This is a genomic window from Methylomonas rivi (assembly GCF_024505165.1).
GTDB lineage: Bacteria > Pseudomonadota > Gammaproteobacteria > Methylococcales > Methylomonadaceae > Methylomonas > Methylomonas rivi.
Map to the genome: position 1 here is coordinate 1 of NZ_JANIBK010000092.1, position 14,369 is coordinate 14,369.

Annotated in this window: 14 protein-coding genes and 3 tRNA genes; 2 read left to right on the plus strand and 15 right to left on the minus strand. The window is 54.4% G+C overall.

Going from position 1 to position 14,369, the window contains the following annotated elements; genetic code table 11:
• Window positions 1–130: 130 nt before the first annotated feature.
• Window positions 131–493 carry a phage integrase gene (locus NP596_RS14675; protein WP_256616136.1) on the plus strand — a complete coding sequence of 121 codons (363 nt, stop codon included), beginning with the start codon at window positions 131–133 and terminating at the stop codon, window positions 491–493.
• Between the two features lie 280 nt (window positions 494–773).
• Entirely contained in the window at window positions 774–1,181 is a 408-nt protein-coding gene (locus NP596_RS14680) for a hypothetical protein (RefSeq protein ID WP_256616137.1), read from the plus strand.
• 85 nt (window positions 1,182–1,266) lie between these two features.
• Here NP596_RS14680 and NP596_RS14685 read toward each other — a convergent pair.
• From NP596_RS14685 to NP596_RS22070, 15 genes are all read right to left on the minus strand, one after another.
• Window positions 1,267–1,342: transfer RNA gene (locus NP596_RS14685), tRNA-Thr, on the minus strand.
• 117 nt (window positions 1,343–1,459) lie between these two features.
• Window positions 1,460–1,536, minus strand: a tRNA-Pro gene (locus tag NP596_RS14690).
• A 70-nt stretch (window positions 1,537–1,606) separates the two neighbouring features.
• Complete coding sequence (locus NP596_RS14695) at window positions 1,607–1,960, minus strand: MerR family transcriptional regulator (RefSeq protein WP_013818383.1); 354 nt, start codon at window positions 1,958–1,960, stop codon at window positions 1,607–1,609.
• Window positions 1,944–2,240, minus strand: a complete 297-nt coding sequence (gene ihfA, locus NP596_RS14700; protein WP_013818384.1) for an integration host factor subunit alpha — start codon at window positions 2,238–2,240, stop codon at window positions 1,944–1,946. Before ihfA ends, NP596_RS14695 begins: the two co-directional genes overlap by 17 nt.
• A 10-nt stretch (window positions 2,241–2,250) precedes the next feature.
• Window positions 2,251–4,626, minus strand: coding sequence for a phenylalanine--tRNA ligase subunit beta (gene pheT, locus NP596_RS14705; RefSeq protein WP_256616138.1), 2,376 nt, complete (start codon window positions 4,624–4,626; stop codon window positions 2,251–2,253).
• 14 nt (window positions 4,627–4,640) lie between these two features.
• Complete coding sequence (gene pheS, locus NP596_RS14710; RefSeq protein WP_256616139.1) at window positions 4,641–5,660, minus strand: phenylalanine--tRNA ligase subunit alpha; 1,020 nt, start codon at window positions 5,658–5,660, stop codon at window positions 4,641–4,643.
• 137 nt (window positions 5,661–5,797) lie between these two features.
• Window positions 5,798–6,160 (minus strand): 50S ribosomal protein L20, encoded by a 363-nt coding sequence (rplT, locus tag NP596_RS14715; RefSeq protein ID WP_256616140.1) that lies wholly within the window; start codon window positions 6,158–6,160, stop codon window positions 5,798–5,800.
• Window positions 6,161–6,190: 30 nt separating this feature from the next.
• A complete protein-coding gene (gene rpmI, locus NP596_RS14720) occupies window positions 6,191–6,388 on the minus strand; it encodes a 50S ribosomal protein L35 (RefSeq protein WP_256616141.1) in 198 nt (65 codons plus the stop codon).
• 145 nt (window positions 6,389–6,533) lie between these two features.
• Window positions 6,534–7,058: a translation initiation factor IF-3 gene (gene infC, locus NP596_RS14725; RefSeq protein WP_256616146.1), complete on the minus strand. Its 525-nt coding sequence runs from the start codon at window positions 7,056–7,058 to the stop codon at window positions 6,534–6,536.
• A gap of 22 nt (window positions 7,059–7,080) precedes the next feature.
• Window positions 7,081–8,988, minus strand: coding sequence for a threonine--tRNA ligase (thrS, locus tag NP596_RS14730; RefSeq protein ID WP_256616142.1), 1,908 nt, complete (start codon window positions 8,986–8,988; stop codon window positions 7,081–7,083).
• Window positions 8,989–9,037: 49 nt separating this feature from the next.
• Window positions 9,038–9,114, minus strand: a tRNA-Val gene (locus tag NP596_RS14735).
• A gap of 78 nt (window positions 9,115–9,192) precedes the next feature.
• On the minus strand, window positions 9,193–13,110 hold the full coding sequence (locus NP596_RS14740) for a DUF3683 domain-containing protein (protein WP_256616143.1): 3,918 nt from the start codon (window positions 13,108–13,110) through the stop codon (window positions 9,193–9,195).
• 159 nt (window positions 13,111–13,269) lie between these two features.
• Entirely contained in the window at window positions 13,270–13,614 is a 345-nt protein-coding gene (locus NP596_RS14745; protein WP_256616144.1) for an FUN14 domain-containing protein, read from the minus strand.
• 167 nt (window positions 13,615–13,781) lie between these two features.
• Window positions 13,782–14,186 carry a hypothetical protein gene (locus NP596_RS14750; RefSeq protein ID WP_256616145.1) on the minus strand — a complete coding sequence of 135 codons (405 nt, stop codon included), beginning with the start codon at window positions 14,184–14,186 and terminating at the stop codon, window positions 13,782–13,784.
• Window positions 14,187–14,207: 21 nt separating this feature from the next.
• Window positions 14,208–14,369, minus strand: a 162-nt coding sequence (locus NP596_RS22070) for an outer membrane beta-barrel protein (protein WP_371927957.1), incomplete at its 5' end; no start/stop codon positions are given.

Below are 14,369 nucleotides of genomic sequence, written 5' to 3' on the forward strand. Positions count from 1 at the left end.
TCAGATTAAAAATACGATAGCTAATTTACGCAATTAAACACTAGAATCCGGCGAATGGTTTGCCGATATTCGGCCTAATGGTGCGGGCGGTAAGCGGTATCGAAAGGGCTTTGCGACTAAGGCGGAGGCGTTGCGTTGGGAGGCTTGGGTTAAGGCTAAGAAGACACAAAGGCCCGATTGGGAGCCTACGCCGAAGGATTCCAGGAAGCTTTCGGAGTTAATCGAGAAGTGGCACGATTCGCACGGACGGCACTTGAAGGACGGGGAGAACCGTTTGCTGATGGTGCGGAATATGTGCAGCCGGTTGAAGAACCCGAGGGCTGCGGAGATCGATGCGGATTTGTTTTTGGCTTATCGAAACGAGCGGTTGAATAGCGGTATTTCGGCGAATACGGTCAATCATGAACACACGTATTTGAATGCAATTTTTAACGAGTTGATCCGGATCGGGGATTGGAGCGAGGCGAATCCGGTTGCCAAGGTTAAAAGCTAAAGCTGGATGAAATTACGGAGCTGTTAGGCATTTTGCAGGGTTCGAAGAGCCATGCATACCATATCGCCCGAATTTGTCTGGCCACCGGCGCACGCTGGGGCGAGGCGGAACGAATTACCGGGGAACAGATCAAGCCGGGTTTGATTCGGTTCGGGCATACCAAGAACAGCAAGGGCCGAGCAGTGCCGATAGATGCCGCTCTATACGAGAGCTTACCCAAGGCAAGGGCCGACTATTCCGAGACGGCTAACTATTCATTTAACATGTTCGGAGACAAACAATGGAAGAAGATAAACAATTAGAACGCCTTTATGACTACACTAAATTCCATATTGGAATATATCTGTCAGCAGGTGGCGGGTTAGCGGCCCTAATTTCAACTGCAGCAGAGGGTAACAAGGCAGAATTCATCAAATCCCTAATCGGTATGCCTCAAGCATTAGTATTATCGTTTGTTTTCATGGTGCTGGCGGCTACAGCAGGCGCGATTGTAGCAACGTCAACTATTGAAAGTTCTACATTTCAATCTTTTATGGAATCAAAGCAAGGAGCTTACGGATTTAAGGTGTTCTACGGAAAAACCTGGGTAAGCATTGAGCATGCTTGTTTCTGGATCAGCTTATTGTGGTTAGCAATAGCAATATTTTCTGCAGAAGCAGTCAAGGCATGGGTATTTGGGTGCCATTAGATTAATTACAAATATAAAATGGACACTTTGTGGACAAGGCAATAAAAAAAGGCTTAGGTATTTCTACCTAAGCCTTTGATTTATATGGAGCTGGTGATGGGACTCGAACCCGCGACCGGCTGATTACAAATCAGCTGCTCTACCAACTGAGCTACACCAGCGCATTTGCATTCTCGGATAAAAATTGAACTGTGTAAGCCTCGTAAATTGTTATCCCTGAAGCGGCTTTTTGTTGCTTGACCAAAAAGCCGGTTTGTTAACCTATTGATTCGATTAATTGGTCGGGACGGCGGGATTCGAACCCACGACCCCTTGTCCCCCAGACAAGTGCGCTACCAGGCTGCGCTACGCCCCGATGTATCTTTGAAATTGTTTTTGTTGCCTGCAACAAAGAAGCGGCATTTTAGCACATTTTTTGCCGAACGTTACTTCAACAATTCCAAAATGTCTTCCAATTCGCCGATCATTTGGTGGATCAGTTGCTTGGTGCGTAACGAGTCTTCCTTGGCGTTGTCGCTGGATAGGTGGGCTCTGGCGCCGCCTATGGTATAGCCTTGTTCGTAGAGCAGAGCCCGGATTTGGCGGATCAGCAGCACATCGTGGCGTTGGTAATAACGGCGGTTGCCGCGGCGTTTGACCGGGCTGAGTTCGCTGAACTCCTGTTCCCAATAACGCAGTACGTGCGGTTTTACGCCGCACAGTTCACTGACTTCACCGATGGTGAAATAGCGTTTGGCCGGTATGACCGGCAGTTCGTTGTTATTACTGGGTTCCAGCATAGGCTTCTACTCGGGCTTTTAATTTTTGGCCGGTACGGAAGGTTACCACCCGGCGCGGGGTAATAGGGATTTCTTCGCCGGTTTTCGGGTTTCTGCCGGGTCGGCCGCTTTTGTCGCGCAGTTCGAATTTTCCGAAGCCGGAAATTTTGACCTGTTCGCCGCTTTCCAGTGAGCGTTTGATTTCCTCGAAAAAAAGTTCGACGATTTCCTTGGCCTCGCGTTTATTCAGGCCTAAATCCTCGAAAAGTTTTTCCGCAATATCTGCTTTGGTTAATGCCACAATCCCACCCTTAATCCCTCAATCTTGCATTTAATTTTGCTGTCATTTTTTCCAGCAACCTGCGAAATATAGCATCAATTTCAGAGTCGGTAAGGGTTTGCGTGAAATCTTGTAGGATCAGACTTACCGCAACGCTCTTAAAGCCTTCTTCAATGCCTTTGCCCTGGTAAATATCGAAAATCGATACGTCGCGTACCGCCGGCTCCCGGCTGCCGTTAATGCAGTCGACGATGTCGGCGGCGGTAATGCTTTGCTTGACCAGCAGCGCCATATCGCGGCGGACGCTTGGAAATTTGGACAATGCCGCGAATTTCGGTACCTTGCGTTGCAAGACGGCGTCCTGGGCTATTTCGAACAGGAACACCGGGCAGTCGAAACCCAATTGTTTTTCCAGATTGGGGTGCAGCATGCCCAACAAGCCTACCGCGTTGGCGTCGGCATCGATAATTTCGGCGGTTTGGCCGGGGTGTAACGCAGGATGTTGGCCCGGTTTAAAGCTTAAGCCGCCTGCGGTCAAGCCTAGCAAGGCTTCGACATCGGCTTTTACGTCGAAAAAATCGACGTTTCTGGTTTTTTCGCCCCACTGTTCGGCGCATACGCTGCCCAGCGCCAAGCCGGCCAGCATTTTTTGCTGCTGGGTCTCGCCGTTTAGGCGGGCGAAACGCAAGCCGGATTCGAACAGGCGTACCCGGGTTTGCTGGCGGTTGATGTTGTATTGCGCCGCGGTGAGCAGGCCGCACCATAAGGTAGTGCGCATTACCGCCAACTCCGATGAAATCGGATTCCGGATGCGGATAAATTCGTCGCCGGGCGCCACGGCGGTTTGCATGGCTTCATCGACGAAACTGTAGGTAATCGCTTCCTGATAACCCCGGTCGACCAGGCAATCTTGCAGCCGGTCCAGAGTTAAGCGGGCTTCCGGGGCTTTGCCCAGTTCGGTGCGCATCAGCAAGCTGCTGCCGGGCAGGTTGTCATAACCGACGATGCGGCCGATCTCTTCCAGCAAATCGGCTTCGATAGCGATATCGAAACGGCAACCCGGCGGGGTAATCTCCCAACCTTCGGTGTGTTCGGCCACTTGCATGCCCAGGCCTTGGAACAGGTTACCGATTTCGTCATTAGATAGGGTTATGCCCAATACCTTTTGGATGCGTTGGCTACGCAATTTGACCGGCAGGCGGGCAGGGTAGTGGGCAGGGCTGATTACGGCGTTGATAGGGCCGGCGCTGCCGCCGGCAATGTCAACGATCAACTGTGTGGCGCGTTCCATGGCCCGCTGCTGCAAGGTAAAGTCCACGCCGCGCTCGAAGCGGTGCGAGGAGTCGGTATGCAGGCCGAATTTGCGCGCTTTGCCGGCGATGCCGAGCGGGCTGAAGAAAGCGCATTCCAGGAAAATGTCCTGTGTTGCTTCGGAAACCGCGCTGCTGCTGCCGCCCATGACCCCGGCAAGCGCTAAAGCCTGCTGTTGATCGGCAATCACCAAGGCTTCGCCGTCCAGTTCTATGGTTTGATCGTTCAACAGGCTCAGGTTTTCGCCGGCGCGGCTGTATCTGACCACGATGGGGGCTGACAATTTGTCGGCGTCGAAAGCATGCAAAGGTTGACCCAGTTCGAGCAGGATATAGTTGGTGACATCCACCACCGGGCTCAGACTGCGGACGCCGCAACGCCGCAAGCGCTCTTGCATCCACAGGGGGGTAACGGCAGCTTGGTTGATGTTTTTGATCAGACGTCCCAAGTAAACCGGGCAGGCGTCCGGCGCTTCGACTTGTATGTCCAGAGTCTCCTGGTGCGTTACCGCAATGGATGCGCCGGCCCGTGGTTGAAACGCCATTTTATTCAGTACCGCCACTTCGCGGGCCACGCCTTCGATGCCGAGGCAGTCGGCGCGGTTCGGTGTCAGGCCCAGCTCGATAACATTGTCGTTCAACGCCAGATAGTCGCGTATGTCTTCGCCGACCGGCGCATCGTCCGGCAATTCCATCAGGCCGTCGGAGCTGGCCGCCAGGCCCAGCTCTTTTTCGGAGCACAGCATGCCGAAGGATAGTTCGCCGCGCAGTTTAGATTCCTTGATTTTAAAGTCGCCGGGCAAAACCGCGCCGATCAGGGCGGCCGGAATTTTCAGGCCGGGGCGTACATTGCCGGCACCGCAGACGATTTGCAGCGGTTCGGTTTGGCCGACATTGACCCGGCAGACTTTGAGTTTATCGGCGTTGGGGTGTTGTTCGGTACTGACGACTTCGCCCACCACCACGCCGCTGAATTGGGCTGCAACCGGCTGTACGGCGTCGACTTCCAGGCCGGCCATGGTCAATTGCGCGACCAGTTGTTCCGTGCCGATGGGTGGATCGATCAGTTCCCTCAACCACGCTTCACTTACTTGCATGACTCAAACTACCCTTAATTAAACTGTTGTAAAAATTTAAGATCGTTTTCGAAAAACATTCTTAAATCGTTAATGCCGTATTTCATCATGGCCAGACGTTCGACGCCGGTGCCGAAGGCGAAGCCTGAGTAGCGTTCCGGGTCTATGCCGACCGAATTGAAAACTTCCGGATGGATCATGCCGCAACCGCCGACTTCCAGCCAGCCGGTGTGCTTGCAGACCCGGCAGCCCCGGCCGTCGCACATCACGCAGGATACGTCGAATTCGGCGGAGGGTTCGGTGAACGGAAAATAGGACGGGCGGAAACGCACCTGTACTTCTTTTTCGAAGAAGGCGCGCAGAAATTCGAAAATAACGCCTTTCAAGTCGCCGAAGCTGACGTCGGTATCCACCAAAAAGCCTTCCACCTGATGGAACATCGGCGAATGGGTCATATCGGAATCGCAACGGTAAACCCGGCCGGGGGCGATGACTTTCAACGGCGGCTCGGAGGCTTCCATGACCCGTATCTGCACCGGCGAGGTGTGAGTGCGCAACACCGTGTGAGCGTCGAAATAAAAGGTATCGTGCATCGCGCGGGCAGGGTGGTGCTCGGGGATGTTCAGGGCGCCGAAGTTGTGGTAATCGTCTTCGATTTCAGGGCCTTCGGCGATATTGAAGCCGGCGTCGGCAAAAATCTTGGCAATCCGCCGCATCGTAATCGTCACCGGATGCAGGCCGGCAATGGCTTGGCCGCGGCCCGGCAAGGTCACGTCGACGCATTCGCCGGCCAGACGGGCCCGCAGTTGTTCGGACTCAAGATTGAGTTTTCGGCTGTCCAGGGCCTCCTGAAAGCTGTTTTTGGCGGTATTGATGACTTGGCCGACGCTTTTACGCTGTTCGGGGTCCAGATTGCCCAGCTCTTTCATGTGCTGGGTGAATAAGCCTTTTTTGCCGAGATAATTGACCCTTACCAAATCCAACTCGGCAAGGTCTTTTGCATGTGCAAGCGCTTGTAATGCCTGCGTAAGAATTTCTTCGATACTAGCCGACACGACTCAGCTCACTTTTTGAATTAGGAAGGATGATACCCGGATAGGCTTCCGGCCTATGCCGCTCGAAAAACTCCCCGCAAAAGCGGGGAGCCGATCTTTTTTCATTTGCCGGATGTGGCCGGCGGCAACCTTAAAGCTTAAGGTTTGCTTTGGTTTGCGATGGCCACTTTTGCGATTTCCGCGAAAGCGTCCATGTCGCGTACGGCCAAGTCGGCCAATACTTTACGGTCGATGGCGACATTGGCCTTGTTCAAACCATTGATCATACGGCTGTAGGAAATGCCGCACATGCGGGCGGCCGCGTTGATACGCACAATCCACAAGGCGCGGAATTGGCGTTTTTTCTGTTTGCGGTCGCGGTACGCGTATTGGCCGGCCTTGATGACCGCTTGTTTGGCGACGCGGTAAACCCGGCTGCGGGCGCCGTAGTAACCTTTGGCCAGTTTTAAAATCTTTTTGTGTCTTGCTCTAGCGGTGACGCCGCGTTTTACTCTTGCCATGTTCTTCTCTCTTTAAAGGATGATGTTAAATCAACTGTAAGGCAGCATACGCGCTACCAATGGCGTATCCGAAGGGTGAAGAATGGCTGTTTTACGCAACTGTCTTTTACGCTTGGTGGTTTTTTTGGTCAAAATATGACGCTTGTGCGATTGTTTGCACTTAAAACCGCCGGAGCCGGTTTTCTTGAAGCGCTTGCCCGCGCCGCTATGGCTTTTCATTTTTGGCATTTGTTTTCTCCAATGATTAAAAATAAAGTCCCTGAGATAAAACCCAGTGAGGCAAAATGCTTGGCCCCATTGAATTTTTGGCGGACAAAATCCACCTCAACCGAACCGTTCCTGGTTCGGCAAACTGTTTTACAAACAGTTAAAACTATTTTTTCTTTTTCGGCCCCATGACCATGACCATTTGCCGGCCTTCCAGCTTGGGAAATTGCTCGACGGCGGCGTATTCTTCCAAATCGGTTTCGATCCGCTTTAATAAATCCATGCCCAATTCGCGATGCGACATTTCCCGGCCTTTGAAACGGACGGTAATTTTGGTCTTGTCGCCTTCGTTGAGGAATTTGATCAAATTGCGCAGTTTGACCTGATAATCACCTTCTTCGGTGCCGGGTCTGAATTTGATTTCCTTGATCTGGATTTGCTTCTGCTTTTTCTTGGCGGCTTGCAGTTTTTTGTTTAACTCAAACTGGTATTTGCCGTAATCCATGACTTTGCAAACCGGAGGATCGGCATTGGGCGATATTTCGACCAGATCCATGTTTGCATCATAGGCAAGTTGTAATGCTTCGTTGATTGAAACAACCCCGACTTGTTCACCTTCGGCGCCTATTAACCTAACCCGTCTAGCGGTGATTTCGGTATTTAAACGCGTTGCATCTTTTTTAGAGCTGATACCCTAATCCTCCAAGTTGTTATTATTTTCTGTCCGCAATCTCGGCATTCAAGCGTTCTATTAACGCGCTGACTGCCAGACTTCCCAGGTCTTCACCCTTCTGGGTGCGGACGGATACGGTTTGATTATCCAGTTCTTTGTCACCAATAATCAAAAGATATGGCACACGCTGCATGGAATGCTCGCGGATTTTAAAGCCTATCTTCTCATTTCTCAAGTCAATTTTGCTTCTAAAGCCTTGTTTTTCCAGTTCTAGGCGTACTTTCCCTGCATATTCGGCATGCCGGTCGGTAATATTCATCACCATTAATTGCACCGGTGCCAGCCATAAGGGGAAGTTCCCGGCATGTTGCTCGATCAAAATGCCGATAAAGCGTTCCAGAGAGCCTAGTATCGCACGATGCAGCATCACGGGTACATGTCTTGCGCTGTCTTCGCCGATATAAGAGGCGCCAAGCCGGTCGGGCATGGAGAAGTCGACCTGGATGGTGCCGCACTGCCAGACCCTGCCTATGCAGTCTTTCAAGGAGAATTCGATTTTAGGGCCGTAAAAAGCGCCTTCGCCGGGTTGTAGCTGCCAATCCAGGCCTTTGGTGTTCAAGGCCAGTTCCAGGGCGCTTTCGGCTTTGTCCCAGACCGCATCGTCGCCGACCCGGTTTTCCGGACGGGTGGACAATTTGATGATGACTTCCTCGAAACCGAAGTCTTTATACACTTCGAACAGCAGGTCGATGAAGGTGGCGACTTCGGATTGAATCTGGTCTTCGGTACAGAATATATGCGCGTCGTCCTGCACGAAGTTTCTGACCCGCATCAAACCGTGCAAGGTACCGGAAGGTTCGTTACGGTGGCAGGAGCCGAATTCGGCCAGCCGCACCGGCAGGTCGCGATAGCTTTTGATGCCCTGGTTGTAAATCTGGATATGGCAGGGGCAGTTCATCGGTTTGACCGCATAATCGCGGTTTTCCGAGCTGGTGGTAAACATCATGGCGCTGAACTTGTCCCAGTGGCCGGATTTTTCCCACAGGCTGCGATCGACGATTTGCGGGGTCTTGACTTCGCCGTAACCGTTTACCCGCAGTTTTTCCCGCACGTATTGCTCGACCTGCTGATAAATCGTCCAACCCTTGTCGTGCCAGAACACCATGCCGGGGGCTTCTTCCTGGGTGTGGAACAGGTCCAGGGTTTTACCGATTTTGCGGTGGTCGCGTTTTTCCGCTTCTTCCAGCCGGTGCAGGTAAGCCGCCAAGTCTTTGCCGTCGGTCCAGGCGGTACCGTAAATGCGTTGCAGCATTTCGTTATTGGAATCGCCGCGCCAATAGGCGCCGGCGATTTTCATTAATTTAAAGGCTTTCAGTTTGCCGGTGCTAGGCACGTGCGGGCCGCGGCATAAATCGGTGAACTCGCCTTGGGTGTACAGGGATAGGTCTTCGTTGGCGGGAATCGAGGCGATGATTTCCGCTTTGTATTTTTCGCCCAGACCGAGGAAAAAGTTAACCGCCTCGTCTCGGGACATCAGCGAGCGGCTGACCGGAATATCCTGCGCGGCCAATTCCTGCATTTTCCTTTCGATGTCGGCCAAATCGTCCGGCGTGAACGAGCGCTCGAAAGCGATGTCGTAATAAAAGCCGTTTTCGATCACGGGGCCGATAGTGATCTGTGCGCTGGGGAATAGCTGTTTGACGGCCTGTGCCAACAGGTGGGCGGTGGAATGGCGGATGACTTCCAGGCCGGCTTCGTCCTTGTTGGTAATGATTTGCAGGCTGGCATCCGCTTCGATCAGGGTGCTGGCGTCGACTAGTTTGTCGTCAAGCTTGCCGGCCAGCGTGGCTTTGGCCAAACCGGAACCGATTGATTTGGCAACGTCCATCACTGTTACCGCGTGGTCAAATTGACGCTGTGAACCGTCGGGAAGAGTAATTACAGGCATGTTCGATTCCGCAATAAAAAAAGCACCGGCTAGCGGTGCTTTAAATGTATGGTAGGCGCGAGTGGACTCGAACCACCGACCCCCACCATGTCAAGGTGGTGCTCTAACCAACTGAGCTACGCGCCTAAAGTCTGTCGTTCGAGCCGCGCATTATATCGGCATTATTCCATTGTGCAAGCTATTTCTGCCGGAGCAGCCGATTTATTACACCAGGACCCGCTCGATACCGCCGTTCGAGGCCTGCTTGATATAGTTTTTCATCCAGTCCTTGCCCAGCACGTGTTTGGCGATTTCCACCACGACGTAATCGACTTCCAGCTGCTCGACCTCGCCTTGGTAACGTTGCAAACCCTGCATGCAGGAAGGGCAGGAAGTGAGCATTTTCATCGGGCCGGCGTAGCCGTCGCCGCGCAGTTTTTCCGCGTCGTTCCGCAATTCCTCGGCCTTGCGGTAGCGGACTTGGGTGGAAATGTCCGGACGGGCAACCGCCAGGGTGCCGGATTCTCCGCAGCAACGGTCCGATTTCGCAACTTTTGCGCCGACCAGGCCGGCGACGGTTTTTAGCGGGTCCTGCAGCTTCATGGGGCTGTGGCAGGGGTCGTGGTAAACATAACGGTCGCCGCCCACGCCATCCAGTTTGACGCCTTTTTCCAACAGATACTCGTGAATGTCGATCAAACGGCAGCCGGGGAAAATTTTGTCGAATTCGTAATCCAGCAGTTGGTCGAGACAAGTGCCGCAGCTGACCACCACGGTTTTGATATCCAGATAATTCAAGGTGTTGGCGACCCGGTGAAACAGTACCCGGTTATCGGTGGTGATTTCCCGGGCTTTGTCGTCCTGGCCGCCGGCGCGTTGCGGGTAGCCGCAGCACAGATAGCCCGGCGGCAGTACCGTTTGCACACCGATTTCGTACAGCATGGCCTGAGTGGCCAGGCCGACTTGGGAAAACAGGCGCTCGGAGCCGCAGCCGGGGAAATAAAACACCGCCTCCGAATCGGTCTGGGTTTTATGCCGGTCGCGTATGATGGGCACGATTTGGTCGCTTTCTATGCCCAGCAAGGCGCGGGCGGTTTTGCTCGGCAATTTGCCGGGCATTTTTCGGTTGGTGAAATGAATCACATACTCGCGCATCTCCGGTTTGCCGGTCGATGACGGCGGGTGAGCCAACTGCGCGCGGCCCCACGGCTTGAGAAAAAAATTGCCCAAGCGCTGGGCCTTGTACGACCACTCGATCAGCAGTTTGCGCATCAGTTTGACGCTGCCGGGACGGCTGGTGCTTAAAAAGGCGATGGCCGCGGTTTTAACCGGGTTGAAGCTTTGTTTGCCCATTTTGCGCAGCAGATTGCGCATATTCATCGATACATCGCCGAAGTCGATGTCCACCGGGCAAGGGTTATAGCATTTATGGCAGACCGTGCAGTGGTCGGCCACGTCTTCGAACTCTTTCCAATGGGTGATGGAAATGCCGCGCCGGGTTTGTTCCTCGTACAAAAAGGCTTCGATCAGCAACGAGGTAGCCAAAATTTTATTGCGCGGCGAGTACAGCAAATTGGCATTGGGCACGTGCGTGGAGCAGACCGGCTTGCATTTGCCGCAGCGCAGGCAGTCTTTTACCGAGTCGGAAATGGCGCCGATGTCGCTTTGCTGCATGATCAGCGATTCGAAACCCATCAGGCTGAACGAGGTGGTGTAAGCGCCGCGCAAATCCGCGCCCGGCATCAGTTTGCCGCGATTGAAACGGCCTTCCGGATCGACTTGCTGTTTATAGGCATGAAAGCTGGATAGCTCTTCGGCGTTTAAAAATTCGTATTTGGTGATGCCTATGCCGTGCTCGCCGGAAATGACGCCGCCCAGGGAGCGGGCCAGGGTCATGATGCGCGCCACGGCCTGATTGGCTTCCCGCAGCATTTCGTAGTGGTCGGAGTTGACCGGCAGGTTGGTATGCACATTGCCGTCGCCGGCATGCATGTGCAGGGCTACAAATACCCGTCCGCGTAAGGTTTCTTTATGTAGAGCTTCGATGCGCTCGACGATGGGGCGGAAATTGTCGCCGGCGAAAATTTCCTTCAAGCGCGGCAGCAGTTCCTGTTTCCAGGATACCCGCAGCGAATAATCTTGCAGGCGATGGAACAGAGTAGGGTGGGCGGCGCGATTGCTTAAGGCGCCGGCCTGGATGCCGTAGTCCGCAAATAGCGCCTCGGCCTCGGGCAGCGGCAGGTCCAGGTTGTCGTAGATCCATTGCCAGCGCGCTTTTACCGGCTCGATAGCGGACAGGGCTTGCTGGCGGCGGTCGTAGATCAAGGCGGCTTTGTCGACGCCCTCCTCGTAGAAACGCACCGGCAAATCGCCCGTCAAAAAGCGGCTGAGAGCGTCGCATAAACGCAGTTTGTTGCGTAGGGACAGTTCGATATTGATGCGCTCTATGCCGTCGCAATAGTCGCCCATGCGCGGCAGCGGAATCACCACGTCTTCGTTGATCTTGAAGGCGTTAGTATGTTTGGCGATGGCCGCGGTGCGGGCCCGGTCCAGCCAGAACTTTTTGCGGGTTTCGGCGCTGACGGCGATAAAACCTTCGGCGCCGCGTGCATTGCAGATGCGGACCACTTCGGACGCGGCCCAGGCCACCTGGCTGTCGTCGTCGCCGACGATATCGCCGATCAGTACCATTTTGGGCCGGCCTTGTTGCTTGGCCTTGCTGGCGTAACCGACGGCTTTCACATAGCGTTCGTCCAAGTGCTCCAGTCCGGCCAGCATTACCCGGGTCGGACCGGTTTTGGGCAGCGAGGCCAGGTAGTCGCGTATCTCCACGATGGACGGTACGGCTTCGCGGACTTGGCCGTAAAACTCCAGGCAAAAGGTGCGGGTGTGCGGCGGCATTTTGTGTAGAATCCAGCGCGCCGAGGTGATGATGCCGTCGCAGCCTTCTTTTTGGATGCCCGGCAGGCCGCCCAAAAATTTGTCGGTAACGTCCTTGCCCAATTCGCCCTTGCGGAAATCCGAACCGGACATGGTCAACTGCTGTTCCGCCAGCGTATTTTGCCGCTTGGCGTCGTAATATTTCAGGTTAAAAACGACCTGTTCCTGATCGTGGATTTTGCCCAGATTGTGGTTGAAACGCTCGACTTCCAGCCAGTTGCCGTCCGGGGTGACCATGCGCCAGGACAGTAAATTATCCAGGGCTGTGCCCCATAAAACCGCTTTCTTGCCGCCGGCATTCATGGCGACATTGCCGCCCACGCAGGAGGCGTCTGCGGAAGTAGGGTCGCAGGCGAATACCAAGCCGGCGTTATCCGCCACGTCCATGACCCGCCGGGTCACCACGCCGGCGCCGGTATGAATGGTGGCATAAGGTTGCGCTACGCCGGGCAGGCGGGTGTCCGCTTCGACTTTGCCGATGTCCACCAGTTTTTCGGTATTGATGACCGCCGAGTAAGGCGTTAGCGGTATCGCGCCGCCGGTGTAACCGGTGCCGCCGCCGCGCGGAATGATGGTCAGGCCCAATTTGATGCAGTCGCGCACCATGTGGCCGACTTCATCCTCGCTGTTCGGGTAAAGCACCACGAACGGATATTCCACCCGCCAATCGGTGGCGTCGGTGACATGGGAGACGCGGGCGAAGCCGTCGAAGCGGATATTGTCCTTGCGGGTGTGTTTGCAGAGCAGGGCTAAGGCCTTGCGGCGCATCTCGCGGGTGCGGTCGAAATGGGCGGCGAAGGCGTCCACGGCGTGGTGCGCGGCTTCGATCAACGACGCTACCCGGCGGGCGCGGTCCGGATTTTCGGCTTCGTGTTCGGCATAACGTTTTTCCATCTGCTTCAAGCGATGGCGCAAGGCGTCCAGCAAGGCGCGGCGGCGCTTGCCGTTGTCGAGTAAATCGTCTTCCAGATACGGATTGCGCTGCACGGCCCAAATATCGCCCAATACTTCAAACAGCATGCGGGCGGAACGTCCGGTAACACGCTCGCCGCGTAACGATTCCAGTACCCGCCAATGCTGTTCGCCCAACAGGCGGATGACGATTTCGCGGTCGGAAAAAGACGTATAGTTGTAAGGAATTTCGCGGAGCCTGGCCGGCGCCGTATCGGTAAACAACGGAGAAAATGCGTAATCCACTGTCATCCTAGCTAATGGCGTGGTTGGAAAGCCTGGATTGTAACATTCGCCAAGTCCGGAAAATACCTTAAACGCTTGGCCGGATTTAGCCGCTAGCGGGCGGATGGGTTAAGCGCGGCTGTTGCGGACCGGGAAAATCGGCCATGGCCGGAGTCCGCCGCTAGGCTAGCCCAGCTTGAAACCCACATAAAATCCGCCCGCCCCGCTAGCGCCGCGGCTGGTGATGACCGCTAAATGGTCGAGTAAAAAGCTGCCCGAATCCCTGGCGGCCTGGGCGGAAAGGCTGGCGGCGTCTTGCAATGCCGCGCCGTTAATGCTGATGATGCCGTACGATTCCGCCACGAACAGCAAGGTCACCATGGCGCCGCCGACGAACAGCGCGGTTTTAAGCATTTTCTTGGCGAAATAGCCCACCGCCAAACCGATAATGAAAGGTGCTCCGACATTGCCGAGCAAAAAAGCGGATGAAAAAATGTCATTGGCTGGGGCGGTAAAGGTATTGTCGTTCATGATAGGTGTTTGCCGGCGGCCGAGTTGAGAATAAAAACGGGCTTATCATACTATCGATGCGGTTAGGCTTGCCAGATTGCCGGCCGTTTCCGGTGGGCCGAACCGGAGCGGCAAGACCGGCGAAAAAGAGCCGACGGGCGGGCGTGTCCGGCATGGGTTTTGCCGCTTTACATAAGCAGCAAGCTGATTGCCAGCCATAAGCCGATTGCATTGGCCGTTAATAATTTGAGTTTTTGTACCGCGCTCATCGCCAGCCAAATTTCCATGGCATGGTCGCGGGCGCGAAACAGCAACGAAACCAGATGGGCTTTAGCGGTTTCCACCAGGAAAGGCCAGCGTCGCCACAAATACCCTATCAATCCGCACAGGAAAAACAGCAGGGTGTAAAACACCAGCATCTGCGCGCGATGCTTGGTAAAGCCCAAGCCGTGTATCAGCACTTCTTCCAGTAAAAACGACAAGGCTTCATAGAGCATATGCAGCAGATGGCTGGCATATTCCCAAGCCAAGTCCGGAGCCGCTAAAACGAGGATGGCCGCCCCTATAAAAAAACTTTTCTTAATCGATTTCATGGCAAAACGGAATATGTGTAGTTAAAAATTCAGCACGATATCGCTCGAAATCAGCAATTGACGCTTGCTGGAATTGTTATCGAATGCCTGCCAACCGTCGCTGGCGTCGTAACGCACGCTGGGGCGTACCGTTAACCAAGGTACGGGGCGCCAGTTGGCGCCCAACGTGGCGGCGTAGTAATC

What these genes read in the sequence shown, in the direction of transcription:
- NP596_RS14695 (WP_013818383.1), bottom strand. Translation starts at nt 1,960, where the DNA reads ATGCTGGAACCCAGTAATAACAACGAACTGCCGGTCATACCGGCCAAA.
- thrS (WP_256616142.1), bottom strand. Translation starts at nt 8,988, where the DNA reads ATGCCTGTAATTACTCTTCCCGACGGTTCACAGCGTCAATTTGACCAC.
- rpmI (WP_256616141.1), bottom strand. Translation starts at nt 6,388, where the DNA reads ATGCCAAAAATGAAAAGCCATAGCGGCGCGGGCAAGCGCTTCAAGAAA.
- pheT (WP_256616138.1), bottom strand. Translation starts at nt 4,626, where the DNA reads ATGCAAGTAAGTGAAGCGTGGTTGAGGGAACTGATCGATCCACCCATC.
- NP596_RS14680 (WP_256616137.1), top strand. Translation starts at nt 774, where the DNA reads ATGGAAGAAGATAAACAATTAGAACGCCTTTATGACTACACTAAATTC.
- NP596_RS14740 (WP_256616143.1), bottom strand. Translation starts at nt 13,110, where the DNA reads ATGACAGTGGATTACGCATTTTCTCCGTTGTTTACCGATACGGCGCCG.
- NP596_RS14745 (WP_256616144.1), bottom strand. Translation starts at nt 13,614, where the DNA reads ATGAACGACAATACCTTTACCGCCCCAGCCAATGACATTTTTTCATCC.
- rplT (WP_256616140.1), bottom strand. Translation starts at nt 6,160, where the DNA reads ATGGCAAGAGTAAAACGCGGCGTCACCGCTAGAGCAAGACACAAAAAG.
- NP596_RS14750 (WP_256616145.1), bottom strand. Translation starts at nt 14,186, where the DNA reads ATGAAATCGATTAAGAAAAGTTTTTTTATAGGGGCGGCCATCCTCGTT.